This is a genomic window from Actinoplanes sp. NPDC021490 (assembly GCF_055562135.1).
This window is the reverse complement of the sequence record NZ_JBVHFW010000026.1, coordinates 25922-49873: the sequence shown is the minus strand read 5'-3', so window position 1 is coordinate 49873 and position 23952 is coordinate 25922. Positions and strand designations below refer to the sequence as shown.

Annotated in this window: 22 protein-coding genes; 11 read left to right on the top strand and 11 right to left on the bottom strand. The window is 72.3% G+C overall.

The genetic code is table 11. From position 1 onward, the window contains the following. Positions 1-268: 268 nt before the first annotated feature. Complete coding sequence (locus ACZ3I4_RS44785) at positions 269-1051, bottom strand: class I SAM-dependent methyltransferase (protein WP_465388264.1); 783 nt, start codon at positions 1049-1051, stop codon at positions 269-271. 53 nt (positions 1052-1104) lie between these two features. Between ACZ3I4_RS44785 and ACZ3I4_RS44780 the strand changes: the two genes are divergently transcribed. After that, a complete protein-coding gene (locus ACZ3I4_RS44780; RefSeq protein WP_465388263.1) occupies positions 1105-1659 on the top strand; it encodes a TetR/AcrR family transcriptional regulator in 555 nt (184 codons plus the stop codon). Here the strand turns inward: ACZ3I4_RS44780 and ACZ3I4_RS44775 are convergent. From ACZ3I4_RS44775 to ACZ3I4_RS44760, 4 genes are all read right to left on the bottom strand, one after another. Continuing rightward, positions 1640-2620, bottom strand: coding sequence for a hypothetical protein (locus ACZ3I4_RS44775; protein WP_465388262.1), 981 nt, complete (start codon positions 2618-2620; stop codon positions 1640-1642). The two genes, ACZ3I4_RS44780 and ACZ3I4_RS44775, sit on opposite strands and share 20 nt — an antisense overlap. Continuing rightward, positions 2617-5103: an AAA family ATPase gene (locus ACZ3I4_RS44770; RefSeq protein WP_465388261.1), complete on the bottom strand. Its 2487-nt coding sequence runs from the start codon at positions 5101-5103 to the stop codon at positions 2617-2619. Before ACZ3I4_RS44770 ends, ACZ3I4_RS44775 begins: the two co-directional genes overlap by 4 nt. A 70-nt stretch (positions 5104-5173) precedes the next feature. After that, positions 5174-6325: an exonuclease SbcCD subunit D gene (locus tag ACZ3I4_RS44765; protein ID WP_465388260.1), complete on the bottom strand. Its 1152-nt coding sequence runs from the start codon at positions 6323-6325 to the stop codon at positions 5174-5176. A 10-nt stretch (positions 6326-6335) separates the two neighbouring features. Beyond that, positions 6336-8087: an ATP-binding protein gene (locus ACZ3I4_RS44760; protein WP_465388259.1), complete on the bottom strand. Its 1752-nt coding sequence runs from the start codon at positions 8085-8087 to the stop codon at positions 6336-6338. Positions 8088-8280: 193 nt separating this feature from the next. On the opposite strand from ACZ3I4_RS44760, the gene ACZ3I4_RS44755 reads away from it, so the two are divergent. Further along, on the top strand, positions 8281-8871 hold the full coding sequence (locus ACZ3I4_RS44755) for an RNA polymerase sigma factor (RefSeq protein WP_465388258.1): 591 nt from the start codon (positions 8281-8283) through the stop codon (positions 8869-8871). Continuing rightward, entirely contained in the window at positions 8864-9832 is a 969-nt protein-coding gene (locus ACZ3I4_RS44750; protein WP_465388257.1) for a CU044_5270 family protein, read from the top strand. The genes ACZ3I4_RS44755 and ACZ3I4_RS44750 overlap by 8 nt, the downstream gene beginning before the upstream one ends. Here the strand turns inward: ACZ3I4_RS44750 and ACZ3I4_RS44745 are convergent. Continuing rightward, positions 9820-10530, bottom strand: a complete 711-nt coding sequence (locus tag ACZ3I4_RS44745; RefSeq protein WP_465388256.1) for a pyrimidine reductase family protein — start codon at positions 10528-10530, stop codon at positions 9820-9822. The two genes, ACZ3I4_RS44750 and ACZ3I4_RS44745, sit on opposite strands and share 13 nt — an antisense overlap. A gap of 244 nt (positions 10531-10774) precedes the next feature. On the opposite strand from ACZ3I4_RS44745, the gene ACZ3I4_RS44740 reads away from it, so the two are divergent. Both ACZ3I4_RS44740 and ACZ3I4_RS44735 read left to right on the top strand, forming a co-directional pair. Next, positions 10775-11506 carry an ACT domain-containing protein gene (locus ACZ3I4_RS44740; protein ID WP_465388255.1) on the top strand — a complete coding sequence of 244 codons (732 nt, stop codon included), beginning with the start codon at positions 10775-10777 and terminating at the stop codon, positions 11504-11506. 105 nt (positions 11507-11611) lie between these two features. Next, entirely contained in the window at positions 11612-12658 is a 1047-nt protein-coding gene (locus ACZ3I4_RS44735; RefSeq protein WP_465388254.1) for a GNAT family N-acetyltransferase, read from the top strand. Here the strand turns inward: ACZ3I4_RS44735 and bsaP are convergent. Further along, entirely contained in the window at positions 12655-12831 is a 177-nt protein-coding gene (bsaP, locus tag ACZ3I4_RS44730) for a biotin synthase auxiliary protein BsaP (RefSeq protein WP_465388253.1), read from the bottom strand. The two genes, ACZ3I4_RS44735 and bsaP, sit on opposite strands and share 4 nt — an antisense overlap. 1 nt (position 12832) lies before the next feature. Then, positions 12833-13828 carry a biotin synthase BioB gene (gene bioB / locus ACZ3I4_RS44725; protein ID WP_465388252.1) on the bottom strand — a complete coding sequence of 332 codons (996 nt, stop codon included), beginning with the start codon at positions 13826-13828 and terminating at the stop codon, positions 12833-12835. Between the two features lie 85 nt (positions 13829-13913). Between bioB and ACZ3I4_RS44720 the strand changes: the two genes are divergently transcribed. Both ACZ3I4_RS44720 and bioD read left to right on the top strand, forming a co-directional pair. Further along, positions 13914-15047 carry an 8-amino-7-oxononanoate synthase gene (locus ACZ3I4_RS44720; protein ID WP_465388251.1) on the top strand — a complete coding sequence of 378 codons (1134 nt, stop codon included), beginning with the start codon at positions 13914-13916 and terminating at the stop codon, positions 15045-15047. 644 nt (positions 15048-15691) lie between these two features. Beyond that, a complete protein-coding gene (bioD, locus tag ACZ3I4_RS44715; protein ID WP_465388368.1) occupies positions 15692-16480 on the top strand; it encodes a dethiobiotin synthase in 789 nt (262 codons plus the stop codon). Positions 16481-16542: 62 nt separating this feature from the next. Here bioD and ACZ3I4_RS44710 read toward each other — a convergent pair whose 3' ends face one another. Together ACZ3I4_RS44710 and ACZ3I4_RS44705 are read right to left on the bottom strand one after the other, a co-directional pair. Further along, positions 16543-18756: a glycoside hydrolase family 65 protein gene (locus tag ACZ3I4_RS44710; RefSeq protein WP_465388250.1), complete on the bottom strand. Its 2214-nt coding sequence runs from the start codon at positions 18754-18756 to the stop codon at positions 16543-16545. After that, positions 18753-19589 (bottom strand): PfkB family carbohydrate kinase, encoded by an 837-nt coding sequence (locus ACZ3I4_RS44705; RefSeq protein WP_465388249.1) that lies wholly within the window; start codon positions 19587-19589, stop codon positions 18753-18755. Before ACZ3I4_RS44705 ends, ACZ3I4_RS44710 begins: the two co-directional genes overlap by 4 nt. A 151-nt stretch (positions 19590-19740) precedes the next feature. Here ACZ3I4_RS44705 and ACZ3I4_RS44700 point away from each other — a divergent pair, with 151 nt between their 5' ends. Together ACZ3I4_RS44700 and ACZ3I4_RS44695 are read left to right on the top strand one after the other, a co-directional pair. Beyond that, on the top strand, positions 19741-20319 hold the full coding sequence (locus ACZ3I4_RS44700; protein ID WP_465388248.1) for a GAF domain-containing protein: 579 nt from the start codon (positions 19741-19743) through the stop codon (positions 20317-20319). A gap of 34 nt (positions 20320-20353) precedes the next feature. Further along, positions 20354-21256, top strand: coding sequence for a diacylglycerol/lipid kinase family protein (locus ACZ3I4_RS44695; RefSeq protein ID WP_465388247.1), 903 nt, complete (start codon positions 20354-20356; stop codon positions 21254-21256). 57 nt (positions 21257-21313) lie between these two features. Here the strand turns inward: ACZ3I4_RS44695 and ACZ3I4_RS44690 are convergent, their stop codons facing one another. Continuing rightward, positions 21314-21871 carry a dihydrofolate reductase family protein gene (locus tag ACZ3I4_RS44690; RefSeq protein ID WP_465388246.1) on the bottom strand — a complete coding sequence of 186 codons (558 nt, stop codon included), beginning with the start codon at positions 21869-21871 and terminating at the stop codon, positions 21314-21316. A 98-nt stretch (positions 21872-21969) separates the two neighbouring features. On the opposite strand from ACZ3I4_RS44690, the gene ACZ3I4_RS44685 reads away from it, so the two are divergent. Together ACZ3I4_RS44685 and ACZ3I4_RS44680 are read left to right on the top strand one after the other, a co-directional pair. Further along, positions 21970-22575, top strand: coding sequence for an ArsR/SmtB family transcription factor (locus ACZ3I4_RS44685; protein ID WP_465388245.1), 606 nt, complete (start codon positions 21970-21972; stop codon positions 22573-22575). Next, positions 22536-23927 (top strand): MFS transporter, encoded by a 1392-nt coding sequence (locus ACZ3I4_RS44680; protein ID WP_465388244.1) that lies wholly within the window; start codon positions 22536-22538, stop codon positions 23925-23927. Before ACZ3I4_RS44685 ends, ACZ3I4_RS44680 begins: the two co-directional genes overlap by 40 nt. Positions 23928-23952: the final 25 nt, after the last annotated feature.

The following is a 23952-nucleotide window of genomic DNA, read 5'->3' as shown; positions in this document are numbered from 1 at the left end:
CAGCCACAGCGGTCCCATGTAACGCCCTTCTGAGCAGGCGTGACGCACCACCGGTGCGGCGTTACCGCTAAGTAGGCAAGTCCCTGCGGAGCGTTTCCATCCCGCATACTGGGAGCGCTCCCAATGCCGTCCGGTAGCCCGTTCGGAGGACGTCTGCCCACCATCCGGCCCGTTCGAGTAATCCGTGTCTCAACCGTCCCGGTTGGACCTATCTGTCGGATCTCGCTTCCGGCCGCTCCCGCCCAGAGCCGCCTTCGGAGAATCGCCGTCAGACCCTGAGCGCCGTCGTGGCCAGGGTCGTGAAGCGCATCGGGAAGCTTCCGCCCACCGAGTCGACGACCGCTCCGATCGCCGCCGTCAGCTCGGCCAACCGTTCCGGCGCCAATCGGGTGAACAAACCCTGCGTCGGCAACTGGTCCAGCCACTCGTCCCGGGTGTAGACCAGCTCCCACTCATGGCTCCACCGCTCGACGTCCGAGAACCGCCCGCCGGCCCGGACGGCCTCGTCGGCCTGATCGAGAAGCCGGGCGTAGCCGTCGGCGGCCGACATTCCGCGCAGGCCGGCCAGCGGGCTGCCCGGCAGCAACCGGTCGTGGACGTCGGCGAAGGCCTCGGCCACCGCCGCCCCGGGCTGGGCCGCGTTCCACAGCAAAGCCAGCCGCCCGCCGGGTCGCAGCGCCGCCGCGGCCGCCGCGGCTCCGGCGACGGGATCAATCCAGTGCCAGGCCTGACCGGCCACCACGGCGTCGAAGGCCCGCCCGGCGGGCTCCCAGTCCTCGAACCGGCTCACCTCGACCTCGAAGCCCTGCGAGCGGGCGTACGAGGCCATGCGCGCGTCGGGCTCGACCCCGTGGACGTCGCATCCGGCCGCCCGCAGCTGCCGGGCCACGATGCCGGTGCCGATGCCGACGTCGAGGAAACAACGACCGGGGCTGCCGGCCACGATCCGGTCGATCAGGGCTTGCGGATAGGACGGCCGGGTCCGGTCGTAGCGGGCGGCGTCGGCGCCGAAGGATTCGGCGGTCTCGCGTTCACGGTGCGGAGTGGGCATGCGCCCACTCTAGTGGGCACGTGCCCATTCGGCTATGTGGGAGGCTGGGCACCGTGCCGACCGGAGTGGCGCTGCGCGACGTACGCCAGCAGTTGTTCGACGCCGCCGAGCGCGTCCTCGTGCGCGACGGTCACAACGGGCTGACCAGCCGGGCCGTCACCGCCGAGGCCGACGTGGCCAAGGGCGTGCTGCACCGGCACTTCGCCGACTTCGACGAGTTCCTGGCCGAGCTCGTGCGCCGCCGGGTCGCCGGTCTCGAGGCGTGGGGCGCCACCATGGCCGAGCACGCCGGCACCGGGGACGTGGCCGAGAACATCGCCGACTTCCTGTTCGGCGTCTTCGACCGGGTCGGGCTCGGCCTGATCGCCCTCGTCATCGGGCGCGGCGAGCTACGCGCCCGGCTGCGCCGCGACCGCGCCTTCGGGCTGCCTGTCCTGGCCGAGGCCACGGCCGTGATCGCCGCCTATCTGAGGGCGGAACGGAAACCGGGGGCCGACACGGTGGCGCTCAGCGTGGTCGGCTCGGCCCACCTGGTGTTCAGCGCGGACGACACCGACCCGGAACGCGTACGGGAACTGGTCCGTCAGCTCATCGCGAACGGGCGGTAGCCTGGGTCAGCGCCCGGTGCAGCACCCGGGAGTCGCCCAGCATGCCCCGCAGCCGTCGTTCCAGACCGGCGATCGGCACCAGGTTCTGCGGCGCGCGCGGATCCTTGTACGCCGACGACGCGAACCGCGGCAGCGTGGCCCCCGAGATGTCGGCCAGCTCGATCGCCTGCTCCGGGGCCAGATCGGGCGAGCATTCCACCCGTACGATCCCCGACCACGGCGCTCCCGAGGCGCCGGGCAGACGCAGATACCAGGACCAGCCGCCCCACACCGTGCCCAGGTGGAAGACCGGGGTCCGCTGCGTGGGCCGCAAAGACGTCACGACCGTGGTCAGCGAGGCCGGCAGATACTGCTTCTGCTGAGTCTTCACGTAGCCGATCGTGCGGGGCAGCTGACGCCTGTTGCGCAACGGCCCGTCCACGACCAGCAGATCGTCGGCGGCGACCGGCGCGCCCATCTCGCGGGCGGCCGACGAGATGTCGATCTCGAGAGCGGTCAGCGGACCCTGTACGGCGGCCGGCAGCTTGCTCGCCTCGCCCGTCCCGTGGATGCGGTGCACCTCGTAGCGCACCGAGCCCGCCTGCACGTCCCCGGCCGACGGGCTCGCGGTGAACAGACCCCGGCCGACGCGCGCGCCCACCAGCTCGGCCGCCCCGCGGGCCAGATCGCACCGGACCACGCCGGCCGCGTACGAGGCGGCGAGCCCCGCGTACGACGTCCCGTCCTCCTCGGCCGTCCACAGTCCCGCGTCGTTGCGCCGGACCCCGTCGACCAGAAACACCACGTCGGGGCAGCGCACCGAGGACGACACGTCGATCGGTGCCCACTCGGCCGCGGGCACCTCGACGTCGGTGTCGACCTGCGCGCTGCTCGGCGAGGCCGGCCCGTCCCCGCCCTCCGCGCCGCCCTCGAACGACGACCCGTACGACGGATCCCACGCGTCCACGAACATCCTGGTCAAAGGCCCACCCTCAGAACGTGCGCCGTACGGGCGTCCTTGTGCACCTCGAACCGCACCGGCACCCGCTCGGCCAGCGCGTTGACGTGAGTCACCACGCCGACCATGCGGTCGCCCCGCGCGGCCAGGTTTTCCAGCGTCGCCGCGACCACGTCGAGCGTCGCCGCGTCGAGCGTGCCGAAGCCCTCGTCGAGCACGATCGACTCGAGGCTGGCGGCCGTGGTCGACATGCCCGCGAGCTGCTCGGAGAGGGCGAGCGCGAGGGCCAGCGAGGCCTGGAACGTCTCGCCGCCGGACAGCGTGCGCACCCCGCGCCGCAGACCGGCGTCGTGGTGGTCGATGACGAAGAACTCGCCCTTGTCGTGCATCAGGTCGTACTGCCCGCCGGTGAGCTCGCGCAGGATCCGCGACGCGCCGTCGACGAGCATGTCGAGCGCCTCCTCGAGCAGCCAGCGCTCGAAGTTGTTGGCGCGCAGGTGCCCGGCCAGCGACTTGGCCACCCGCATCTCGCGCTGCAGCGTCATCCGCTGCTCGGTCAGCTCGCCCACCTGGTCGCGCCGGTCGGACAGCCGCCGCCAGGTCGCCTCGGACCGTTCCACCGCCACGGCGGCCGCCCGGATCAGGGCCGACTCGTCGGGCTGGGGAACCGCGACCCCGGCCGCGGTGAACAACGCCGCGATCTCCTGGAGCACGGCGGCCGTGGACCGGTGGGCGGCGGCCACGGCCTCCTCGGCCGACGCCCGGGCGGTCGCCCGCTCGGCCGCCTGGGCCGCGGCCCACTCGGCCAGCGCCGACCACGCGCCCGCGAGATCGTCGCGGTCGGCCGGCGGCGGGGAGAAACGGGCCACCCGGTCCCGTACGGTCTCGAACTCGCGCCACGCGGTGCGCTGACGCTCCTCGGCGGCGATCACCGCGGCCTGCGCCTGCCGGTGCGCCGACCGGGTGGTCCGCACGGCCACCCCGGCCCGGTCGAGCAGCTTCTGCAGCCGGTCGATCTCGGCCAGCTGGCGGCGCAGCGCGTCCACGCCGGGCGACTCGGCGACCGCGGCCCGGGCCTCGGCCATCCGGGACAGGTGGTGCTCGTGCTGGGCCCGCTTGCGTTCGAGGTTGCTCTCGAGCTTGCGGGCCACGGCGTCGCGCTGCTGCCAGGCGGCCTCGGCGACCTCGGCGGCGGCGCGGGCGGCCTTGCCGGTGGTCTCGGCCGCGCGCACGGCCGACTCCTCGGGCACGGTGGGCACGGTGGTGACGGTCTGCTCGCACACCGGGCAGTGGTCGCCGGCCGACAGGTGCGCGCGCAGGGCGGAGGCCCGGTCGATGCGCTGCGCCTCCACGTAGTCGAGCCGGGCCTGTTCGAGCAGCTGGGCCGCGCCGAGGTGGGCGCTGTGGGCGATCTCGGCCGCGGTGGCGGCGTCCCGGTGCTCGACCTCGGCCACCGACACCTCGCCCGCGAACCATTCGGCCTGGCCGGCGAGCCGGTCCAGCTCGGCGTGCCGGTCGAGCATCAGGCTCAGCGATCCGGCGTCGCCGGCCGCGGCCAGTTCCCCGCGGACCTTGTCTTCCTTCTCCTCGGCCGCGCGTACCTCGTCCGCGGCCTCGGCGGCGGCCGCCCGGGCCGCCGCGGTCACGCCGGCGGTTTCCACGCTCGACCGGGGCGTACGCACGGAGGAGAGCAGCCGCAGGTCGGCGTCGAGCTCGTCGCGGGCCGAGGCGGCCTCGGCCTCGGCCGTGCGCCGGGCGCGCAGGCCCGGGACGGCCAGCTCGACGGCCGCGGTCAGCTCACGCATGCGGGTGACGTGCTGCCCGGCCGTCTCGACCGCCTCGTCGGTGGCGTCGGCCAGCCCGGCCAGGCTCTGGTCGACGACGGCGAGCTTGCCCTCGGCCGTCTGCGCGCGGCCGGTGGCCCGGGTCTGCACCTCTTCGTAGACGTGCAGGCCGAGCAGGTTGACCAGGATCTGCTGGCGGGTGGCCGGCTTGGCGTGCAGGAAGTCGGCGAACTGACCCTGCGGCAGCACGACACAGCTGGTGAACTGCTCGAACGGCAGGCCGACGGCCTCGAGCACGGCCTGGTCCATCTCGGCCGGGGTGCCGGCCAGCACCTCGCCGAGGTCGTCGAGGTCCATGCCGGTGTCGAGCTTGGTGACGTCGAACCCGGCCGGCATCAGCTGCAGGCCGGCGCCGGCGGTCTTGACGTTGCCGCGGCCGTCGCGCCGCACCACGCGGGTCGCGACGTAACGGTCACCGGCCGACTCGAAGACCAGCCGGACGCGGGCCTCGACGGCCGACGGAGCCAGCGCGTTGCCGATGCCCCGGGTGCCGCCCCAGCGCGGGACGGTGCCGTACAGGGCGAAGGTGATCGCGTCGAGAACCGTCGACTTGCCCGAGCCGGTGGGCCCGACAAGCGCGAAGTAGTCGGCGTCGGTGAAGTCGACGGTCGTCTCGTCGCGGAAAACGGTGAACCCGGCCATGTCGAGCCTGATCGGTCTCATGATCCGTCTCCGCTTCGCTCCGCCGGACCAGAGACCTGGTCACTGAGCTTGCGGCGCTCGCTTCGCTCGCTCATGAGTGAGTGCTCACCTCGTCGTACAGCTCGTCGAAGAGTTCGCGTACGCCGTCCTCGGCGTTCTCCCGGCTGTCCAAGTAGTCGCCGAAGAGGTCGCGCGGCGATCGCCCGGCCCGCTGTGCCATCCGCTCCCCCACCCGGTTGGGCATCATCTCGGGGTCGATCCGCACCTCGAGGGCGTTGGGCAGGAGCTCCTGCACGTCCTCGCGGAGGCCGACCCGCGGCTTTTCCCGTACGAGGACACGGAGCCAGGCATCCGGAAGGTTCACCGTGGCGAGCTGTTCGAGGGTTCCTCGCACGGTCCGCAGGGTGACCGCCCCGGTGATCGGCACGTCGCGGACGCGGGCCGCCTTGTCGACGCTGACGTCCACGATCGCGACCGAGGAGACGTTTTCCTCCTCGCCGAAGTCGATCGCCAGCGGGCTGCCGCTGTACCGGGTCGGGCACGGCGAGATCACCTGCTGGGCGCGGTGCAGGTGGCCGAGCGCCACGTAGTGCGCGTTGCGCGGGAAGACCGTGGCCGGCACCGCGTACCCCATGATCGTGTGCGCCTCGCGCTCACCGCCGCCGGCCGACGCCCCCACGATGGTCAGGTGGGCGGTCAGCAGGTTGACCACCCCGGGCTCGTCGAAGCCCTCGGACAGCTTCCCGATCAGCCGGGCGATGTGGTCGGCGTATGTCTGGTTGGCCTCGGCCGCGGTCAGCTCGTACATCTCGGCGGCCCGGATCGCGTATCGCTGGGAGAGGAACGGCAGCGTGACGAGCTGCCACTTCTCACCGCCCGCGGTCTCTCCCCTGATCACCAGCTCGTCGGCCTTGTCCTTCACCGCGCCGCGCAGCGTGATGCCGGCCGCCTCGGCCCACGGGCGCAGCGCGTCGAGCGCCGGGCCGTTGTCGTGGTTGCCGCCGATGGCCACGACCTGGGCGCCGGTGCCGCGCAGCGCGGTCAGCGCCCGCGTGACCACCCGGGTCGCGTCGGCCGTCGGGGCCGCGGTGTCGTAGAGGTCGCCGGCGATGACGACCAGGTCGGGACGCTCGGCCCGGGCCGTCTCGACCACCTGGGCCAGCACGCGGATGTGCTCCTCGTGCCGGTTGCGTCCCTTGAGGACCTTGCCGACGTGCCAGTCGGACGTGTGCAGGATGCGCATCGGCAGAACCTTAGAACGGGATGTCGTCGTCGGACGAACCGCCGCGGTGGCCCACGACGGCGAACGGGTCGGCCCCTTGGACGATGGATTTCATCGTCTCGGCGGGCGGCGGACCGGACTCGGACTTGCGGGTGGCCCAGGCCGGGAAGGGGAACTCGACGCACAGCGGGACGGGGATGTCGGGCTGGTTGACGAACATCGTGCCCGGCCGGGCCAGCAGCGCGCGCTGACGCATGGCCGGGGGCAGGAAGCCGTATTCGGGCCGGGCCGCCTCGGCCGGGTCGAGCCGCCCGACCACCCGGATCGCCGAGTTGGTGACGATCCGCCGCTCGACCTCGCTCGCCGTCTGCTGGGCGCCGATCAGGATGACCCCGAGCGAGCGGCCGCGCTCGGCGATGTCGAGCAGCACCTCCTTGATCGGCGAGGTGCCCTCGCGCGGCGCGTACTTGTTGAGCTCGTCGAGCACGACGAAGAGCAGCGGGCGGCCGGTGCCGGCCTTCTCCTTCTCCTCGAACTCGGTCTTGAGCGTCACGCCGACCACGAACCGCTGGGCGCGGTCGGGCAGGTTGTGCAGGTCGACCACGGTGACCTGGGCCGACTCGGCCGTCTTGATCTGGTGCGGGCGGCGCTGGGCGAGGTCGCCGCGGATCAGCCGGGCCAGGTCGCGCTTGCTGCCGATCAGCCGGCGGGCGAACGCGTTGACCGTGCCCATGTTGATCGCGCTGCCCGCCCAGGTGGAGCGGGTCTCGTCGTCGGTGAGCTGCTCGACGATGTGGTCGACCAGGTCCCCGTACGACGAGATGCGGCGCCCGTCGATGCTGATGCCCCCCTCGGCGGGCACGGCATGGCGGTTGAGGTGGGCCGTGACCGAGTGCACGACCATCGTGTACTGCTGGCGCTCGTCGTCGGCGTCGGCGAACACGTACGGCAGGAGACGCTTTTCGCAGAACTCCTCGAGCGTCCAGTAGAACGCGTCGACGCCGGTGAGCCGGCTGCTGACGTCGGGCGCGCCGGACGAGTCGCCGGCGCGGGGCGGGGCATAGACCCGTACGTCGGAGAAGGGGGTCGCCGGAAGCTCGAGCAGCTTGTAGTTGGCCCGGGTGGCCTCGTCCAGCTTGGTGTTCGGGTGGTCGAGGAAGAGCAGGTCCTCGCCCTTGACGTTGAAGATCAGCGCGCGGGCGTTGGTGCCGTCGGCGCCGAGCGCGCCCGAGCGGAACACCGAATAGAGCAGGAACGTCGCGAAACTCGTCTTGGTGGCCACGCCCGAGATGCCGGAGATCGAGACGTGCGCGCCGCGGGTGCCGTCGAGGAAGTCGGCGTTGAGGAACACGGGCACGCCGTCGCGGCCGGTGCCCATCGGGATGCGCCGCTCCATCCGGTCGAAGTGCAGCGCGGCGTCGCGGGCCGCGCCGGACGCGCGGTGCACGATCGCGCCGGGCGCGGGCGGGACGTAGAGCTCGGGGTCGACCCGCGTGGTGGTGATCTCGGCCGCCTCCTGGACCAGGGCCGGCAGCGTGCCGTCGGCGATGGCGAAGACGTCGGAGTCGAACTGGGCGCCCTCGTGCCGCGCCCGGACCTGGGTGACCACCCCGGCGATCGTCACCGGTTCGCGGTCCGGCAGATCACGCTTGGTGACCACCACGTCATCGAGTTGTAGATAACTGCCGGGGGTCACGGCCGTCCAGAACTGGAGCGGCGTCGCGTCGGCTGTACCTAGGACCCGCCCGACGGGGGAAGATTCGTCGTCAGACACGTCGATCATCGTGCACCAGGGGTACGACAGAACTCGCACCAGGCGTGGGTTGGCACGCGTTGTCCACAAGTTCTTGTGTTCATACACAGAGTTATCCACAAGATCTTGACGTACGGGTGGAGGCGCGCCCGGGAACGAACCGATGTGAGCCGATCGGCCAAAGACGGGTGACGGGACTTCCACGGCACTCGAGAGGGCACGCATGAGACCGACGGCCACCCGGGCCGAACTGACCGACGGCGACCTCATCCGGCTCTCGGCCACTCAGCCCGAGGCGTTCGGGTCGGTCTTCGACCGGCATGCCCCGGCCATTCACCGCTATCTGTCGCGACGGGCCGGGGGCACGCTCGCCGACGACCTGAACGCCGAGACCTTCCTCACCGCGTTCAAGAGCCGTTCCGCGTACGACTCGAGCCGGCCGGACGCCCTGCCCTGGCTCTATGGCATCGCGGCCAACCTGCTGCGCGGCCACCATCGGGCCGAGACCCGGCAGTACCGTGCCCTGGCCCGCACCGGCCTCGACCCCGCGCTCGCCGGTCACGACGACCGGGTGGCGGCCCGGGTCACGGCGTCCGAGCAGGTCCGGGCCCTGGCCGGCGCGCTCGCCGGCCTCAACGGGGGCGAGCGCGACGTCCTGACCCTGATCAGCCAGGCGCAGCTGAGCTATCCCGAGGTCGCCGAGGCCCTGGGCATCCCGATCGGCACCGTCCGCTCCCGGCTGCACAGCGCCCGCAAACGCCTCCGCGCGGCCGTCCCCCACCTCGACCTCACGAACGGGATCGACGATGAATGACCTCGATCTGATGGAGGAGTTCCGCGCCGACGTGCCGCCGCCCGCCCCGGCGACTCTGGCCGCGGCCCGGGCGGCCATGTTCACCTCGGCCGCGCCGGCCCGGCGCCGCCGCTGGGCCTGGCGGGTCGCACCGGCCGCCGCCCTGGCCGCCGCGACCGCGCTGGCCGTCGTCGCCGTGGCCACCGGAGTAATCGGCCACGACCCGGAAAGTCGTCCCGTCCCGCCCCAGGCCGGCGGATCGTCGGCGCCGGAACGCCCGCGGAGCGCCACCGACGCTCCCGGGCTGCTGCGCCTGGCCGCGGCCGAGGTCCGTGCCGAGCCGGTGCTGCGGGCCGGGCCCGGGCAGTTTCTCTACTTCGAGTCGATCGAGACGCAGGACAACGTCGAGAACCTCGAGACCAAGCCCACCTGGGTGCCGCCCCAGGAACTCAACCGCAAGATCTGGCTGCCCGTCGACGGCTCCCGGCCGGGCCTGCTCGTGCAGACCGAGACCAGGACCGGCAAGAAGTATCACGTGCCGCTCGATCCGTACGGGTCGACGCCCTATCTCACCGGGCTGCCCACCGACCCGAAGGCCATGCGCCAATGGCTCTACAGCGTCGACGAAGGCACCGCCGCCAACGACGGTCCGGACGCCGCGGCATGGGAGAAGCTGGGCGAGACGCTCCGGGAGAAATACCTGACGCCGGACTCGCGGGCCGCGCTGTTCGAGGCGGCCGCCACCATTCCCGGCACCACCCTGGTCAAGCGGGCCGACCTGGCCGGGCGTACGGGCATGGCGGTCTCGCTGCTCTCCGGGCCGGTCCGCCTCGACTACATCTTCGACGCCCGCACCCACGAGTTCCTGGGCGAACGCGTCGTCGTGGTCGGGCACCTCAAGCCGTACCCGAAGGGGGCGGTCTCGCGGTGGACCGCCCAGCTGCGCATGGCGGTGGTCGACAAGGCCGGTCAGCGGCCCTGACGGGCGTACCGGAGAAAAAGCATGTCCTGGCGGGTCAGCACGTGGCGCAGGGACATGCGGCGAACGGGGGACGGGGCCCCGGCCGAGATGCGGCCGGGGCCGCCGCCGACGAGCAGCGGCGAGACCGTCAGGCACAGCTCGTCGACCAGGTCGGCCCCGATCATCGAGCCGAACAGGCTGGGGCCGCCCTCGCAGAGCAGTTGGGTGGCGCCGCGCTCGTGCAGCGCCCGCACCCCGGCCGCCAGGTCGACCTCCTCGTCACCGACCGCGATGACGTCGGCCGCCGGGGGCGCCGCCGGGGCGCCTCGGTGGGTCAGCACGACCGGGCGGATCGGGGCATCGGAGAAGACGAGCTGATCCGGGTCCAGATCCATCGACCGCGAAACGATCACCATCAGCGGAAACTCGGGCAGGCCGTGCGCCACCCGCCAGGCCCGGGCCGGGGCGGTCAGCCGCAACGCGTCGTAGTTCTCGGCCCGGACGGTGCCGGCCGCGACGATCAGCGCGTCGCAGACCATCCGCAGCGAGTCGAAGATCTCCTTGTCGCCCGGGCCGTGCAGCCCGCCGGAGAGCCCGTCGACGGTCACCGCCCCGTCGGCGCCAGCGATGAAGTTCATCCGCAGCGTCGGCTCCGGGTTACGCGGATACAGCTCGACCAGGCCGTCGTCGCCGGACGGCCAGGCGGGGAACGACGTCATGGGCCGGGCGGCCCGGTCACCGGTGGGGTGGGCTCGGGCGCGCGGTGCTGGCAGTCGCACCACGAGCCGCCGCGGCAGTCCTCGTGCCGCCGGTCCCGGCAGGCCTGACAGATCACGAGCTGACCCTACCGTGGGATTGTCGGCGAAGGACACGGCTCCGCAACCCGGGCGAAACGCCGAATTGGCAGCCTGGACGCCTACGGGGACGGCTTCGCCGTGCCGTCCGCAGAACGGGAGGAGTCGCATGTTGCTGCGGGTTCGAGTCACTCTGCCCGACCGCCCCGGCGCCCTCGGTCAGGTGGCCCGCACGCTGGGCGTCGCCGGAGCCGACATCGTGCAGGTGGTGGTGCTGGAACGCCTCGGTGGGCGGGCCGTCGACGACTTCTCGGTCGTCTGGCCGGGCGCCTCCCGCGTGGAGCGCCTCCTGGCCGGGCTGGCCGCCATCCCCGGTGTGCAGGTCGACGGCGTGTGGAAGGCGATCGGCGCCCCCGTCTCGGGCGGCCACGACGCCGAGCTGCTGGCCCAGGTGGCCGCCAACCCGGCCGACGGGCTGGCCACGCTGGTGGACGCGGTGCCCGGCCTGCTCGCGGCCGACTGGGCCGCCGCCGCGTTCGTGCCGTCCGACTGGGCCGCCCGCTCCGGGGTGCCCCGGCCGCTGCCCACCGAGCCCGGCTTCAGCCTCGGCGCCGAGCCCGGCATCGCGTACGCGAGCTGGCGGGCCCCGGCCCCGCTGCAGCTGCCCGAGATCACCCCGCTGCGCGCCCGGCCCCTCACCGGTCCCGAGAACACGCGTTACGCGATCGCGCCGTTCGGCCGGGCCGGGCTGGTGCTCGTGGTCGCGCGGACCGACGAGGACGACCTGCCCGCCGCCGCCTTCCACATCACCGAGGTGGACCGGGTGGCGCAGCTTGTCCGCGCGGCCGCGGTGATCCTCGGCGACCGTCTCGACACCGCCGCCGTGCCCTCGGCCCTGTGATCCGACTCTCGTCGAATTCCCTGCTCAAGCAATGTCCGCTTAACAGCTACGGAGGAAGATTGAGCCCGGTACAACTGAGGTGACTCGCCGAGAGGAGTGCCGGAGATGGCGCTGTGGCGGATCCGGGCAACGGTTGACGACCGGCCGGGCTACCTTTCCGTTCTGACCGCGAGCCTCGCGCTCAAGTCGGTCAACATTCTCGCCGTTCAGGTGCACACCACCGAGGCCGGCGCGGTCGACGACTTCCTGGTCGACGCGCCCGACTCGATGGGCGAGGCCGACCTGCTCAACGCGGTGGCCAAGGGCCGCGGCCGCGACGCGTTCGTGTCGCGGGCCGAGGCCCAGGGCCTGGTCGATCAGCCGACCCGGGCGCTCGCGCTGGCCGGGCGGCTCGTGCACGATCCCGACGCGCTGGGCGAGGCGCTGGTCGCCCTGCTCGACGCGACCGAGGTGCGCTGGCGGCCGGAGCCGCTCGCCGGCCGCCCCGGTTACGACGCGGCCCGCATGACCCTGGCCGATCCGGCCGGCGGCTCGTTCGAGGTGCTGCGGCGCCTGCCGGCGTTCACCCCGGCCGAATACGCACGGGCCCAGGCGCTGGTCGAGCTGTCCGGCTCGATGCTGCGGCAGCCCGACGAGCAGATCACGCTGCTGCTGCCCGACGGCACCGAGCTGACGATCCGGGCCGCGACGATCAACGACCTGGAGGCCGTACGCGGTCTGCACGATCGCAGTTCCGCGGCCTCCCTGCAGCGGCGTTACCTGGGCGGCGGCGCCCCCGGCGAGGCCCGGCTGGCCCGGCTGCTCGAACCGTCCGGCGCCGGGCGCACCCTGATCGCCCTGGCCGGCGAGCGCGTGGTGGCGATGGCCGTCCTGCTCGCCGAGGGTGACCTGGCCGAGATCGCGATGCTGGTCGAGGACGACTGGCAGCGCCGCGGCATCGGCACGGCCCTGCTGCGGCGCCTGTTCGCGCACGCCGGGCGGGCCCGGTTCGCGGCGCTGATCGCGCACACGGCGGCCGACAACGTGGCCATGCTGCGCACGCTGCGGCGCCTGGGCGCGGGCCCGGCCGAGCGCGACGGCGCCCTGACCACGGTGACGCTGCCGGTGCCGGGCACCCACCCGGTGGGCAAGCAGACCCCGGCCGCTTTCTAACCCGTACGCATCCCGTGCTCGACGCAGGTGGCCGTCCAGCCGGTCGGCACGACCTGCACCTTCATGCGCCGGCGGCAGTCGGGGCAGAAGCGCGGCGGCTCGAGTTCACGCGCCGCCGCGCACGCCGTGTGATCGCCGTCGGCGGCCGGGTCGCCGCATCGGTCGCAGAACATCTCAGATCGTCGCCGAGAGCGCCTTGACCGGCATCTTCAGGTCCTGCAGCAGCTCGAGGTCGGAGGTGGCCGGGCGACCCAGCGTCGTCAGGTAGTTGCCGACGATCACCGCGTTGATGCCACCCAGCAGCCCGTCCCGCGTGCCCAGGTCGCCCAGGGTGATCTCGCGGCCGCCGGCAAAGCGCAGGATCGTGCGCGGCATGGCCAGCCGGAATGCGGCGATGGCGCGCAGCGCGTCCTTGCCGTCGACCACCGGCTGGTCGCCCAGCGGCGTGCCCGGCCGCGGATTGAGGAAGTTCATCGGCACCTCGTGCGGGTCGAGCTCGGCCAGCTGGGCCGCGAACTCGGCCCGCTGCTCCAGCGTCTCGCCCAGCCCCAGGATGCCGCCGCAGCAGACCTCCATGCCGGAGTCGCGCACCATCTTGAGCGTGCTCCAGCGCTCCTCCCACGAGTGGGTGGTGACCACGTTGGGGAAGTGCGACCGGCAGGTCTCGAGGTTGTGGTTGTAACGGTGCACACCCATGTCGACCAGGTCGTCGACCTGCTCCTGGCTGAGCATGCCGAGGCTGGCCGCGACCTGGATGTCGACCTCGGCCCGGATCGCCTTGACGCCCTCGCGCATCTGGTCCATCAGGCGCTGGTCGGGCCCGCGCACGGCGGCCACGATGCAGAACTCCGTCGCGCCGGTGGCCGCGGTCTGCTTCGCCGCCTGGACCAGCGACGGGATGTCGAGCCAGACCGAACGTACGGGCGAGGCGAACAGGCCCGACTGCGAGCAGAAGTGACAGTCCTCGGGACAGCCGCCGGTCTTCAGCGAGACGATGCCCTCGACCTCGACCTCGGGGCCGCACCACTTCATGCGTACGTCGTGGGCGATCTGCAGAAGCTCGGGCAACGCCTCGTCGGGGAGCCGCAGCACTTCGAGGATCTGCGCCTCGTCGAGGCCGGCACCGTCGTTGAGCACCTGCGAACGGGCCCGGTCGAGGATCTCTGGCATGACCGAACCCTAACAAGGACTTGGGTCCGGCTGGTTCGTCGGAGGTGGGTGGTAGTTTGCCCTTCTCGTGATCCGTGGAGGTGTCTTGGCGGGCTGGTTGGACGCCCTGGAAAGCCTGGCCTCGAGCAGGGCCAAGGCGGGGCTGACCCGTCGGCTGCGGCCGCGATCGGCCGGCGATTCCGTCGTCGATCTGGCCGGCAACGACTATCTCGGTCTGGCCGCCCACCCTGCGGTGGTCGGCGCTTCCGCTCAGAGCTTGCGGGCGTACGGGTTGGGGGCCACCGGTTCCCGGCTGGTTCGCGGTTCGTCGGTGGCCCACGCCGAGCTGGAATCCGACCTGGCCGCCTGGCTGGGCGCGGAGTCGGCGCTGGTGTTCTCGTCGGGCTATCTGGCCAACCTGGCCGCCGTGCGCAGTCTCACAGCCGTGTGTGACCTGATCATCTCCGACGCCTACAACCACGCCTCGCTGATCGACGGATGCAAGATCTCCGGCGTCCGGACGGTGGTCGCGCCGCACAACTCGCCGTCCGCCGTGGCTGCGCTGCTCGACGACCACCCCGGCCGCGCCCTGCTAGTCACCGAGTCGGTGTTCTCGGTCGACGGCGACCTGGCCCCGCTGGCCGAACTGCACGAGGTCACCTCGTCGCGGGGCGCGCTGCTGCTGATCGACGACGCCCACGCGCTGGGTCTGCTCGGCCCGTCGGGCGCGGGCGGCGTGGCCGCGGCCGGTCTGGCCGGCCGCTCCGACGTGGTCGTCACCGCCACACTGTCGAAATCCCTGGGCGGCGCGGGCGGCGTGGTCGCCGGCCCGGCGCAGTTCATCCGCCACCTGATCGACACCGGCCGCACGTTCATCTACGACACTGCCCTGCCGCCGGCCGTGGCCGCCGGCGTCCACGAGGCGCTGCGCATCGCCCGGGCGGCCGACGACCGCCGCGCCTTGCTGGCCGCGCGGGCCGGGCTCACCGTGTCCCGCCTGCGGGCCGCCGGTTTCGAGGTGTCCCCGCCCGCCGCCGGCGTGCTCTCGGTCCTGGCCCCCGGCCCCGAGGCCGCCCTGGCCTGGGCCGAGGACTGCCGCGACCGCGGCGTGGCGGTCGGCTGTTTCCGGCCGCCGTCCACCCCCGACGGCAGCTCCCGGCTGCGCCTGACCCTGAACGCCGGAGTCCCCGACGCCGATTTCGCCCGCGCCCTGGACGTCATCGTGGAGTGCTCACCGTGACCCCCACCTCGCTCGACCTGACCGCCGTCCTGACCGGCCTCCCCGCCGCCAACGTGATCCTGACCGCCCGGGGCCCGGGCTTCACGCTCACGGCCCAGGGCGGCGGCACGGTCGATCCCGAGCGCGTCCTGACGCCGGTCGAGCTGGAGACGCAGGCCAGATCGCCCGAATCGGCGGCCGACCGGCCCACGCCGCCCGGTTCCGCGGCCGGTCGGCCCGCATCCATCCCGGCCTCGGCCGGCACGCCCGAGACGGTCCCCGTCCAACGTGCCACCGGGCTCACCGTCGATCCCACGCCCTCGGCCGCCACCACCCCCGTAGTCGAGCCCGAGCCGGCGCCACCGAGCGTCGCGCCGGTTTCGCCCGCGCCCATTCCTCCGGCGCCTTCGCCCGGCCATCCCCTGCCTGACGCGCCCGTCTCGCCCGCGCCCATCTCACCGCCGCCGATCCCCCCGGCGCCCTCCCCCGGCCATCCATTGCCGGACGCGCCCGTCTCGCCCGCGCCCGCCTCACCATGGCCCGCGCCCGCGCCCGCCTCACCAGGGCCGGCGCCCGCGCCCGTCCCGCCAGGGCCCGCGCCCGCGCTGCCGGAGGGCGACGAGCTGCCCGGCGCCGCGGCGATCGGCGCGGAGATCTCGGCCGAGCTGGCCGCGCAGACCCCGACCAGCGCCCAGCCGGCCCCGCACCGCCCGGCGAACGGCGAGTGGCGCGGCGTCGTGCTGGTGACCGGCACCGACACCGGGGTCGGCAAGACCATCGTCACGGCCGCCGTGGCCGCCGCCGCTCAGGCGTCCGGGCTCCGGGTCGCCGTGATCAAGCCCGGCCAGACCGGCATCAACACCGGCGAGCCGACCGACATCGACGTGATCACCCGGCTGGCCGGGCCCGACACCACCCGCACCCTGGCCGAATATCCCGAGCCGATGGCGCCGCTGGCCGCGGCCACGGTGGCCGAGATGCCGCCGCTCGAGCTTTACGAGGTCGTCGATGCCATCCGGGCCGAGGCCGACAAGCACGACCTGGTCCTGGTCGAAGGGGCCGGCGGCCTGCTGGTTCCGATGGGCGTCCGCCCGTCCGGCGAGTCCTGGACGGTCGCCGACCTGGCCACCACGCTGGGCACCAGCACCATCGTCGTCGCCCGGGCCGGTCTGGGCACCCTCAACCACACCGCCCTGACGCTGGAGGCCCTGGCCCGCCGGGGCGTCCCGGCCGGTGTGGTCATCGGCGCCTGGCCCGCCGACCCCGACCTGGTGCACTGGGCCAACCTGAGCGAGCTGGTCCCCCACCTGATCGGGGCCCTCCCCGAGGGCGCGGGCTCGATGGACCCGGGCGTCTTCCGCCGCTCGGCCCCGGGCTGGCTGACCCCCGGCCTCTACGGCGACCTCGAGAACTGGCGGGTCTGGGCCGAAGAATCCGGCGACGGCCACCACTGAGGCGGGTCTCGTAGCTCGGCCCGACACAGGTCGGAGCCCGCTACGAGACGCGCTCGGATCCGTCAGCCGGCCGACCCGGGCGGGCGCGGAGTCGGCGGGGCCGGGCGGTCCTCGATCGGCTTGAGCGGGAACGACAGCTCCTCGCCGGCGATCAGCGAGACGTCGTCGCCGTAGTGCCGGAAGGTGATCTCGCCGTCGGCATGGTAGGTCACCGTCTCGGGGGTCACCGTCACCCGCAGGCCGGTTCCGCGCCAGCGCAGGCGGAACAGCAGCCGGCTCAGCCGGGGCGGGATCCGGGGCGAGAGCGACAGCCGCCCGTCCGTGTCGCGCAGCCCGCCGAAGCCCATCACCACCGCCATCCACCCCCCGGCGCAGGCCGCGATGTGCAGGCCGTCGCCGCCGGATTCGCCGCCCGCGCGCAGGTCGAGCAGCGCGGCCTCGGTCAGGTAGGCGTGGGCGAGCGTCAGGTGGCCGAGTTCGGCCGCGAGCACCGCCTGCACGGGCGCCGACAGCGAGGAGTCGCGTACGGTCCGGGCTTCGTAGTACTCGAAGTTGCGCCGCTTCTCCTCCGGCGTGAACTCGTCGCCGCACATCACCATCGCGAGCACCAGGTCGGCCTGCTTGACGACCTGCTTGCGATACAGGTTGAGGTAGTGGTGGTGCAGCATCAGCGGATAGTCCTCGTCCTCGAAGGACTTCCACTCGTCGAGCCGGGTGAAGCCGGCCGCCTGCTCGTGCACCTCCCGCCGCTCGTCGTAGGGCACGGCCAGCCGGTCGGCGATGTGCGCGGACACCTCGTCGAGCGCCGCCGCCCGCAGGTTGCGCCGGGCCATCAGGTTGGTGAAGACGTTGTCGTCCATCAGCGCCGTGTATTCGTCCGGCCCGGTCACCCCGGCGATGTGCGCGACACCTTCCTCGTCCAGGTAGGCCACCTTGCGCCACAGCCGCGCGGTCTCGGCGATCAGTTCGTCGCCGGCTTCCCGCATGAACTCGTCGTCCCCGGTGGCCGCGTAGTAGCGCCGCACGGCTTCGGCGATGTCGGCGTTGATGTGCAGCGCCGCCGTCCCGGCCGGCCAGTATCCGGAGCATTCGGGCCCGCTGATCGTCCGCCATGGGAACGCCGCGCCGTCCAGCTTCAGCTCCCGCGCCCGATCACGGGCATGGTCGAGGGTGCTGTGCCGCCAGCGCAGCGCCTGCCCGACACACGCCGGATGGGTGTAGGTGAGCACGGGCAGCACGTACGTCTCGTTGTCCCACAGCGTGTGCCCGTCGTACCCGTTGCCGGTCAGCCCCTTCGACGGGATCGGGTGCGGTCCGGCCTGCGCGCCCGCCTGCAGCACGTGGAACAGCCCGAAGCGCGTCCCCTGCTGCACTTCGTCGTCGCCGTCCATCTCGATGTCCGCGTTGGCCCAGAAGTCGTCGAGATAGCGGCGCTGCTCGGCCAGCAGTTCGTCGAAACCGGCGTGCGCGGCCGCGTCCCGATCGGCGAGCGCCTGGTCGCGCTGATCGATCCCGTCCCACCCGTACGCGAAAATCTTGTCGAACGACATCGAGCCGTGCGCGGTGGCCGTCCAGCGGAGACGGTCGGGACTGGTGATGATCTCGCCCTCGGGCCCGATGTGGGTCACCGCCACGGCGACCGTGATGCCGCTGCGCCGGGTCCGGTGCACGAGCAGGTCACGGTTGTGGAAGACGGGCACGAACGCGTCGGTGATCACGGCGCTGGCCCGGGGATCGTCGCTGGGCGGCGGCTGATCCTCGTCGACCATCACGTCCGAGTCGACCCTCAGCTCGGCGCCGGCCTGCACCGACCAGCGGATCGCGGCCACCGACGGACGTTCGAACGACACCACCCGTACGCTGCGCAGCCGCACCTCGATCCCGCCGGGCGACACCCACTCGACCTCGCGCGTGAGCGTGCCCGCGCGCAGATCGAGCACCCGCTCGTGCCGCCGCAGATCGCCGGTGCGCAGATCGAACGGCTCCCCGCCGACGGTCAGGGTGATCGGTTTACCGTTGGGGGCGTTGACGATCGTTTCCGTACGCTCGGGGAACGCGAACCCGGCCTCCGGATAGGTCAGGTCGCGCTCCTCGTACAGCGAGTTGAGGAACGTGCCCGGCATCCCGCACGGCTCCGGCTCGTCGAGGTTGCCGCGCAGCCCGATGTGACCGTTGGCCAGCGCGAACAGCGATTCGGCCTGGCGCAGCTCCGGCTTACCCTCGGGCAGACCGATTTCCCGTACGACCCAGGGCTCGGCCGGGGCGATGTTGCTCATCGGTTCAGCTCCGGGCGGCCGCCGATGTGCCGGACGGTGGACCCGGACGCGGCCGTGGCCCGACGCGCCGCCTCCTCGTAGGACGCGCCGGTCAGCAGCGCGGCGGTCAGCCCGGCCACGAACGAGTCGCCGCCGCCGGTGGTGTCGACCACCTTCGCGTCCTCGAGCGGGATCTTCAACCGGCCGCCCTTCCACAGGAACAGGTTGCCGTCGGACTGGGCCAGCGCGACCAGCTTGGGGCCGCTGCTCAGAAGCTCATCGCCCAGGTCACCGGCCTCCTGCTCGTCGGCCCGCACGACATCGGCGTACGGGAGAACGCTCTTGTCCTTGATCTCGCCGTCGAGCACGACCAGACGCCCGGCCTCGTGACCGAGGCGGGCCGCGGCCAGGGTCGCCGGCGCCGGCTGCTGCAGTTGCACGAGAACGGCATCGGCGCCGGTGATCGTGTCGCGCGCCCGCAGCACGTCGTCCTCGGAGAGCTGCACGGCCGGCGGAAGGTGCTCGATGTAGCGGTAACTGCCGTCGGGCTCGAGGATCTCGACGATCACCCCGGTCAGCTCGCCGCGGCGGCGCACCACCGCGTGGACGTCGATGCCGTCGCCGGCCGCCTGGGCGAGCAGGACGTCGCCGATCGTGTCGTCGCCGGCCACCGCGATCAGCGAGGGACGCACACCGAGCTGGGCGAGGGCGACCGCCTGGTTGGCCCCTTTGCCGCCGAGTTGCTCGCGGCGTTCACCGGCCGCGGCCGAACTGCCGGGGTCGGGCAACCGGTCTACGGTGAGGACGAGGTCGCGGGCGAGTTGACCGATCACGGCGGCGCTGGGTGCTGTCACGGGCGTCTGATTACCCGCCGACCGACTGTTTGTGCGACTTTGGCACCTGAGGCTTGCCTGAGAACTCGATCGGGCCATTCAGAGCATTGCGGGACACCGATGCCCTTTCTAGGCTCGCAGGCACATCGCACTGTGAGGGGGATCACCGGCCATGACCAACAGCAACGCCGTGTCGACGAACGCGTACGAATATCTGGACAACGTGGGTCCGGAGGAACAGGCGCGTCTCGAGGCCGTCCGGCGCTACCGGCTGGTTGATCAGCCCGTCGAGGACGCGTACGACCGGATCGCGTTCGTGGCCGGCGCCATCTTCGAGACTCCGATCGCGACCGTGTCGCTGGTCGAGCAGGACAGGGTCTGGCTGGCCGCGTGTCAGGGGCTGGTCGGCGTACGCGAGGTGGGCAAGGAACCCGGGCTGTGCGCCTCGGTCATCGCCCAGGACGACGTCTATGTGATCAACAATGCCGCGGTCGATCCCCGTACGCTCGAACACCCGCTCGTCCGGGGTGAGCTGGGCCTGCGCTTCTACGCGGCCGCGCCGATCCGCACCCACGACGGGTATCGCCTCGGCACCGTCAACGTGATCGACAACCGCCCTCGCGAAGCCACGCCGCGACAGCTCAAGGCCCTGGAGCACCTGGCCTCGATGGTGTCCGACGAGCTGGAGCTGCGCCTCATGGTGATCCGCAGCGCGGCGGCCGAGCAGCGGATGCGCGAGACGGTCAGCTGATTACGATTCCGGCGCGTCGGGTAGTTCGCTCCGCATGCGAACCCCCCGCACGATCGCCGTAGTCGCGCATCAGAAGAAGACGCTGGGCGGCGGCCTGGACGAGCTCCGCCGCCGCCTGACCGACGCCGGGATCGACGACCTGCTCTGGTACGAGGTGCCCAAGAGCAAGAAGGCGCCGGCGGCCGTCAAGAAGGCGCTCAAGTCCAAGGTCGACCGCCTGATCGTGTGGGGCGGCGACGGGATCGTGCAGCGGTCGCTCGACGTCGCGGCGGGCACCTCGGTTCCGGTCGGCATCATCCCCGCCGGCACCGGCAACCTGCTGGCCACCAACCTGGGCATCCCGGCCGACCTGGCCGAGGCCGTCGACATCGCGCTGCACGGCACGCCGCACCGCATCGACCTGGGCCGCTTCGAGGGCGAATACTTCGGCGTGATGGCGGGCGTCGGCTTCGACGGCGCGATGATCAGCGACGCCGACCGCAACATGAAGGACCGCCTGGGCAAGCTCGCGTACGTGTGGGCCGGCGTCCGCCACGTGAACGAGGCCGCGGCCACCGCCACCATCAAGGTCGACGGCACCAAGTGGTTCGAGGACGAGGCCAGCTGCGTCCTGATCGGCAACGTCGGCACGATCACCGGCGGCATCCGGGCCTTCGACGACGCCAAGCCCGACGACGGCTGGCTCGACGTCGGCGTGGCCACCGCCCAGGGCGCCCTGCAGTGGGCCCGGGCGCTGGGCACGATGGCCGTGGGCCGAAGCGACAGCTCCCCCTTCGTACGCACCACCCGGGCCCGCAAGATCGAGGTGAAGCTGCACTCGAAGATGCAGTACGAACTCGACGGCGGCGCCCGCACCAAGACGAAGTCCTTCACCGCCAAGGTCGCCCCCGGCGCCGTGAAGATCTGCGTCCCCCGACAGCCTTCAGCCGACTCCTAGAGAACGCCGCGCTCGCCGCTGTCCGACGCCGCGCTGCCGCTGTCGGACGCCGGCGATTCAGCCCGCGCGGCGGTAGTGCATGGCCACCGCGCCGTTGCCGAACGGCGCCGCCGAGACCAGCTCGAGCCGGCGCGTGCCGGGCAGCCCGCCCTGGTACAGCGTCGGCCCGTGGCCGGCGATCCGCGGATGGACGACCAGCTTGTACTCGTCGATCAGGTCCAGCCGGTCGAGCTCGGTCGCAAGCTTGCCGCTCCCGAGCAGGACCCCCGCCGGGGTCTCGTCCTTGAGCTTCTGCACACCCTCGCGCAGATCACCGTCGATGTGGTGGCTATTGACCCACGGGAAGTCCTTGCGGGTCGACGACACCACGTACTTGGGTTTGGCCTCCAGCTTGACCGCCCACTCACGCATGGCGGGCGGCGCTTCCTCGTCTCCGCGGGCGACGGCCGGCCAGTAGCTCTCCATCATCTCGTAGGTGACGCGACCCCACAGCATCGCTCCGCCCTCATCCATGAGACGGGTGAAGTAGGCGTGCGTCTCATCGTCGGCAATCCCCTCCTGGTGGTCGACGCAACCATCCAGGGTCAGGTTGATGCTGAAGACGAGCGCTCCCATGGCCGGCGAGTCTAACGCCACCACGCCCTGTCCCAACGCCCCTAACGTTCTCTGACGGTTGATTGCAAAGATAGCTTTGCAAAGCTACGTTTGCTTGCGTGGAAGAAGACGCGAACGCGACCCCATCTGAGGACGCCACGAGTGCGCCGCCGTCCGACAGGAACGCCCGGCTGGACCCGCGGACGCTTCGCGGGCTGGCCCACCCACTGCGGGTGCGGATGCTCAATCTGTTGCGTGAGCACGGCCCGTCCACAGCCAGCAAGCTCGCCGGACGACTGAACCAATCGAGCGGCGCCACCAGCTATCACTTGCGGCAGCTGGCCGCCTACGGGTTCGTCGAGGACGCCGGCGGCGGCACCGGCCGGGAACGCTGGTGGCGCGCGGCCCACATCCGTACGGACCTGGACGCGGAAACGAGCCGCGAGGCTTTCGGGGAGGCCGAGGGCTATCTGCGGGCCGTCGCGGCGGCCGACTTCCAGCGCGTCGAGGCCACGATCGGCGACCTCCCCGGCATGCCCGAACCCTGGCAAGAGGCCTTCTTCCTCGGCACCGAACAGCCACGCCTCTCCGCCGCCCAGGCCGTCGAACTGCGCGCCCGCATCAAGACCCTGATCGACGAGTACGCCGCCGCGACCCCGGCCGGCGCCGCCCGGGTCAGCATCCAATGGCAGGTGCTTCCGATGCTCGACCGGCCCGCCGGGTGACACCGGCCGCGACCCGACCAAACCGCCGCCCGCTGGCCGGCCTTCTAGCCGCCGAGGCGGTCTCGCTCACGGGCAGTCACATAGCGAGCGTCGCCGTCCCCTGGCTCGTGCTGGTCACCACCGGTTCCGCCGCCCGGGTCGGGATCGTCGCGCTCGCCCAGACGCTGCCGTTCGTCCTGGCCGGCATCGCGGGCGGAGCACTCGTCGACCGGGTCGGCCCACGCCGCGTCGCCGTCATCGCGGACGCCGCCAGCGCGGTCACCGTGGGCCTCATCCCGCTGCTCCACCTGCTGGACCAGCTGACATTCACCCGCCTGGTGGCCGCCGTCGCCGTCGCCGGCACGGTCGGCGGCTGCGGCAACGTTGCCAAGCGCGCCCTCCTGCCACTAGCCATCGAGTTTTCCCGTACGCCCATGGCCCGCGCGACGGCCCTCTTCGAAGGCTTCGCCCGCACCGCCCTGCTCGTCGGCCTCCCCCTCGGCGGCATCCTGGTCACCGCCTTGGGCCCCGCAACGGTGCTGGCCCTCGACGCTGCATCTTTCGCGTTCTGCGCAGTCACCGTGGCCGCCACCGTCCGCATCCCCACCCCGTCGGTCCACCCCGCCACCGTCCGCATCCCCACCCCGTCGGTCCACCCCGCCGCCGTCCGCGTCTCCACCCCGTCGGCCCTTTCCGCCGCGCCCGCCCCCTCCGGTCCGGAAGCTTCCGCGTCGACCAGCCTGGCCGCCGGTTTCGACTTCCTCCGGCGCGACCGGCTGGTAGTGGCCGTAACGGCGATGCTCTTCGTCACCAACTTGGCCGACCAGGCGTACATGGCCGTCTTCCTGCCCATCTGGGTGCGCGACACCGGTTCCGCACCGACCGCGCTGGGCTGGATCGGCGGTGTCTTCGGCCTGGGCGCGGTGATCGGCGCCGCCATCTATTCAGTCATTGCCGTACGCCTTCCCCGAGTCACCACGTTCGCCGCCTGCTCCCTGATCGCCGGGTCGCCGAAGTTGTTCGCGCTCGCCCTCACCGACGACAAGCGGCTGGTCCTGGCCGTAGCGTTCGGCGCCGGCCTGGCCGCCTCGGCCCTGAACCCGATCCTGATGACCGTCGGCTATGAACGCATCCCCGCCCACCTGCGCGGACGCGTCCTCGGCGCGATCGGCGCGCTCTCCTTCGCCGGCATCCCTCTCGGCGGACTGCTGGGTGGCCTCTCGGTGGACGCCACAGGTCTCCGCAACGCGCTCCTCACGGCCGGCGCGGTCTACCTGATCGTCACCCTCGCCCCGTTCCTCGCCCTGCCCCGCCTCACGGCAGCGATCGAAAACCCACAGACCAAGCAGAGCCCCGCCGCCCCAGTCGGATAGCCGACACCCGCTTTTCGTCCCCGCG

Bases quoted from the DNA above. Each gene is read 5' to 3' on its own strand.
- ACZ3I4_RS44740 (WP_465388255.1), top strand. From the start codon at position 10,775: ATGTTGCTGCGGGTTCGAGTCACTCTGCCCGACCGCCCCGGCGCCCTC.
- ACZ3I4_RS44710 (WP_465388250.1), bottom strand. From the start codon at position 18,756: ATGAGCAACATCGCCCCGGCCGAGCCCTGGGTCGTACGGGAAATCGGT.
- ACZ3I4_RS44755 (WP_465388258.1), top strand. From the start codon at position 8,281: ATGAGACCGACGGCCACCCGGGCCGAACTGACCGACGGCGACCTCATC.
- ACZ3I4_RS44750 (WP_465388257.1), top strand. From the start codon at position 8,864: ATGAATGACCTCGATCTGATGGAGGAGTTCCGCGCCGACGTGCCGCCG.
- ACZ3I4_RS44695 (WP_465388247.1), top strand. From the start codon at position 20,354: ATGCGAACCCCCCGCACGATCGCCGTAGTCGCGCATCAGAAGAAGACG.
- ACZ3I4_RS44745 (WP_465388256.1), bottom strand. From the start codon at position 10,530: ATGACGTCGTTCCCCGCCTGGCCGTCCGGCGACGACGGCCTGGTCGAG.
- bioB (WP_465388252.1), bottom strand. From the start codon at position 13,828: ATGCCAGAGATCCTCGACCGGGCCCGTTCGCAGGTGCTCAACGACGGT.
- ACZ3I4_RS44770 (WP_465388261.1), bottom strand. From the start codon at position 5,103: ATGAGACCGATCAGGCTCGACATGGCCGGGTTCACCGTTTTCCGCGAC.
- ACZ3I4_RS44765 (WP_465388260.1), bottom strand. From the start codon at position 6,325: ATGCGCATCCTGCACACGTCCGACTGGCACGTCGGCAAGGTCCTCAAG.
- ACZ3I4_RS44700 (WP_465388248.1), top strand. From the start codon at position 19,741: ATGACCAACAGCAACGCCGTGTCGACGAACGCGTACGAATATCTGGAC.
- ACZ3I4_RS44690 (WP_465388246.1), bottom strand. From the start codon at position 21,871: ATGGGAGCGCTCGTCTTCAGCATCAACCTGACCCTGGATGGTTGCGTC.
- ACZ3I4_RS44785 (WP_465388264.1), bottom strand. From the start codon at position 1,051: ATGCCCACTCCGCACCGTGAACGCGAGACCGCCGAATCCTTCGGCGCC.
- bsaP (WP_465388253.1), bottom strand. From the start codon at position 12,831: ATGTTCTGCGACCGATGCGGCGACCCGGCCGCCGACGGCGATCACACG.
- ACZ3I4_RS44760 (WP_465388259.1), bottom strand. From the start codon at position 8,087: ATGATCGACGTGTCTGACGACGAATCTTCCCCCGTCGGGCGGGTCCTA.
- ACZ3I4_RS44735 (WP_465388254.1), top strand. From the start codon at position 11,612: ATGGCGCTGTGGCGGATCCGGGCAACGGTTGACGACCGGCCGGGCTAC.
- ACZ3I4_RS44680 (WP_465388244.1), top strand. From the start codon at position 22,536: ATGGCAGGTGCTTCCGATGCTCGACCGGCCCGCCGGGTGACACCGGCC.